Origin of the sequence: Pontibacter virosus, from assembly GCF_003096355.1 — a bacterium.
Taxonomy (GTDB): Bacteria; Bacteroidota; Bacteroidia; order Cytophagales; family Hymenobacteraceae; genus Pontibacter; species Pontibacter virosus.
Genome location: NZ_QEKI01000033.1, coordinates 1 through 2,975, shown reverse-complemented (window position 1 = coordinate 2,975; position 2,975 = coordinate 1). Strand labels below are relative to the sequence as shown.

Sequence of the window (2,975 nt, the reverse complement as noted above, 5' to 3'; positions counted from 1 at the left end):
GGCTGCTCTGAAGGTATAAAAGCTGTACTCCTATACCTGGTAAAAGGGTGCTGGGTGTATTAGAAAAATAATATCAGGCTAATCTAAAGGTTAGGTGGTATATCAAGTATTAGAATGAAGATAAAATTGTTTCTCTTGCTTATCATCATATGCATTACCGCTTCCTGTGGTTCTGTACGAAAGCCATACAAAGAAATTTTAGCTTACGACTATGGTGAATTTCAGCACGAGCTACGATTAACGTATCACACAAAAGGACGTGGGAACATTCATACTTATAGCTTAGCCAAATATGAATTTGATGACTTCGACTGGATTTATACCAACAAGCTTGAAGGAAAAATAGAAGCAGATAGCTTAGTGTTTTCACATTACCAGCGGAAGACAGAGTATCCTTGGAAGCAGAGCAAGTTAAAGGGACACATAGAAGTTCTTTCTGATTCATCAATAGTGGTAAGTCTATTAATGCCAAGGTATGATGACAGTAATAATGTAAAGAGTTGGGAGCCATACCAATTTAATGGTGCATACAGACTAATTAAAAAGGAAGGTACTGGACCTCTTGTTGAAAAAGATTAGGAGAAATAAATCACCTAACAAGGTGCATAATTTAGGTTCGGCTACGCCTCCCCACATTATAGCACGAGCACGTTGGCAGTAATCAAGAACAATGGGAATTATCCTTGCAATACTATTTGCGGTAGCATATCTAGCTATTTTAATCTTTTGGAATAAAAAGGTTAAATGGAGATTACCATTTAAAACAGGCTTAACTTTAAAGTGGATTCACTATACCTGTATAGCCCTCATACTAGTAGTTGCTATTCTTTACTCACAACTCGACATTGGACTAAGGGGCATTTGGACTACCAGAATATTCATAATCACAGCATTACTAAGCGGTATCTTCTTCTCATTTTTAGTTAGAAGAGAAGATATACATAAAGGAGAGTTCTGGTACTTTAAAATCTTTTCATACTTACCTGTAGCTATAGCTGTCCTATTATGTGTCCCGTTTTTAGGAATTGTTATAGTCTTGTCACTCTTTGGTAGACTGGTTGACCCTGCAACAGATGTATATTACAGTGACAACAAAATAAGAGTCCAGTCAACTTTTACTGGCGTTTTGGGGCCACCGAGAGTGGATGTTTTCAAAAAGGGCCTACTGTTCGAGCACCATTTGAGCAGGACGGACTTTTGCGGCTATGACGTAGATTCTGTTAAAGTTAACTATGATAATGACTCGACTAGAATAGTGATGTATGATTCACACTATGGAGAAGAACCTTGTAAAATTAGCATCAAGAGTTTAAAATGACAGCTGCCAACACGGCACATAAGCCAAGCTGCGGCTACGCCTTGCTCGCTTTATGTACAAAACGTTGGCAGGTATAAGAACTAATAGAATGATTCAGCTAAACGACCCAAAGTGGAAAGAGCTTAAAGGTGGATACCAAACACCTTATGACGCTTCCATTGCCCTAAGTAGACTTGAAGAAACGAATAGCTCTGAAGAAGTAGATGATATACTTGCAGAGCTTTGGGACGAATTGCATCATCAGGGAGATGTTGGTTTAGCTTCTTATTTTGCTGTTCCACATCTAATCAGAATAGCTAGAGACAAAGGTATAATTAGTTCAAATGTACTGGGTCTAATAGCGGTCATTGAAATTCAAAGGCACAAGAAGAATCCTCAAATACCTAAAGAATATCTGGAGTCATATTTAAATTCCTTCAATGAAATACCTGAACTCGTAGATTCAGCAAAGAGTAGAGAATGGGACTTGGAATTTACAGCAGCAGCCTTGTCAGCGTTAGCAGCATCAAAAGGACAAATAAAGATAGCTCAAGCTGTGTTGAACTTTGACGATGAAGATGTGCTGGATGAATTTCTTGAAAATTACTAAGAATTAAATCTGCCAACACGGCACAGGCAGTATGTTCGGCTAAGGCCTCACCCATTGCCTGTACAAGTCCGTTGGCAGAAATTATAGTCATGGAAGATTACTCACATATAGTTGGCGATTGTAGAATTGACAAACTATCACTTGATTTTAATTCCAACACAATCACATTCGTCATGACAAGATATCGTGAAGAGTTGGAAATAATAGAAGTTAAATTTGATGGAGTAATAAACCAAGATTTCAAAATTATTGACAAGGACAACATCGTTTTCGGAATAGAAGAAACCGATTGGAATGGCTTAAAATCGGAATTTCCTGACCTGATGAAATGGTACAAGCATTATAAAAGTATCGCCCCAGAAGAGAAGGGAATGATTAGTGATGGAACCGCAAAATGCTTTCACATTAGGGGGACTGCAGGACTTGAAGGTTATATAATAGCAGAAACTATAAAAATTGAAAAAATAAATTCCGCCAACAAAGCTCAGCCTTAACCCTTGCTACGCTGCGGGCTTCGGCTGCACGAGTAACGTTAGCGGTAAGGCATAGAAAAATGAAGTATAGACTCTTAACAATCTTATTACCGCTTTTTCTCTTTAGTTGCAATGAATCCAAAGAATTCAAAAAGACAAAAGAAGAATCGAATAAGTATATAAGCGTGGAAATTGATACGCTTCTTGAAAATCCCAGCCGATTTGACGGAAAATATATAGAAGTATCGGGAATCTTGCTCTATGAATTTGAGAATGTTGGATTATATAAAACTCGGGCGGACGCAAACAGGAAAGATTCAAAAAATGCTCTTTGGACGGACTTTGAAGAAAGATTATTACCTGAAGAAGAGCTGGAAAAGTTGAAAAATAAAAAAGTTATTGTTCGCGGACAGGTGAATTCTGAAAGCAAAGGCCATCTAATGCAATTCGCTGGGACTTTAGAAAAAGTAGACTATCTAAAATATTAAAAAAGCCCTACCGCTAACAACTAAGGCTTCGTTGGGTACGGAGTGCCGACAATGAAGCCGCGGTTGCACTAACCGTGCGACGCGCTATGGGTTTTAAGTCGGAAGAG

The 2,975-nt window shown here is 38.3% G+C and carries 5 protein-coding genes; all 5 read left to right on the top strand.

Features of this window, described 5'->3' with window-relative positions:
- The first annotated feature begins 114 nt into the window (after positions 1-114).
- A complete protein-coding gene (locus C8E01_RS21340) occupies positions 115-579 on the top strand; it encodes a hypothetical protein (protein ID WP_116545485.1) in 465 nt (154 codons plus the stop codon).
- Positions 580-670: 91 nt separating this feature from the next.
- Complete coding sequence (locus C8E01_RS21335) at positions 671-1,318, top strand: hypothetical protein (protein WP_116545484.1); 648 nt, start codon at positions 671-673, stop codon at positions 1,316-1,318.
- A gap of 88 nt (positions 1,319-1,406) precedes the next feature.
- Complete coding sequence (locus tag C8E01_RS21330) at positions 1,407-1,907, top strand: hypothetical protein (protein ID WP_116545486.1); 501 nt, start codon at positions 1,407-1,409, stop codon at positions 1,905-1,907.
- A gap of 89 nt (positions 1,908-1,996) precedes the next feature.
- Entirely contained in the window at positions 1,997-2,401 is a 405-nt protein-coding gene (locus tag C8E01_RS21325; RefSeq protein WP_116545483.1) for a hypothetical protein, read from the top strand.
- Between the two features lie 59 nt (positions 2,402-2,460).
- Positions 2,461-2,868: a hypothetical protein gene (locus C8E01_RS21320; RefSeq protein ID WP_116545482.1), complete on the top strand. Its 408-nt coding sequence runs from the start codon at positions 2,461-2,463 to the stop codon at positions 2,866-2,868.
- The last annotated feature ends 107 nt before the right edge of the window (positions 2,869-2,975 follow it).

Excerpts from the sequence above, each read along its gene's own strand:
- C8E01_RS21340 (WP_116545485.1), top strand. The coding sequence starts at position 115 with ATGAAGATAAAATTGTTTCTCTTGCTTATCATCATATGCATTACCGCT.
- C8E01_RS21335 (WP_116545484.1), top strand. The coding sequence starts at position 671 with ATGGGAATTATCCTTGCAATACTATTTGCGGTAGCATATCTAGCTATT.
- C8E01_RS21330 (WP_116545486.1), top strand. The coding sequence starts at position 1,407 with ATGATTCAGCTAAACGACCCAAAGTGGAAAGAGCTTAAAGGTGGATAC.
- C8E01_RS21325 (WP_116545483.1), top strand. The coding sequence starts at position 1,997 with ATGGAAGATTACTCACATATAGTTGGCGATTGTAGAATTGACAAACTA.
- C8E01_RS21320 (WP_116545482.1), top strand. The coding sequence starts at position 2,461 with ATGAAGTATAGACTCTTAACAATCTTATTACCGCTTTTTCTCTTTAGT.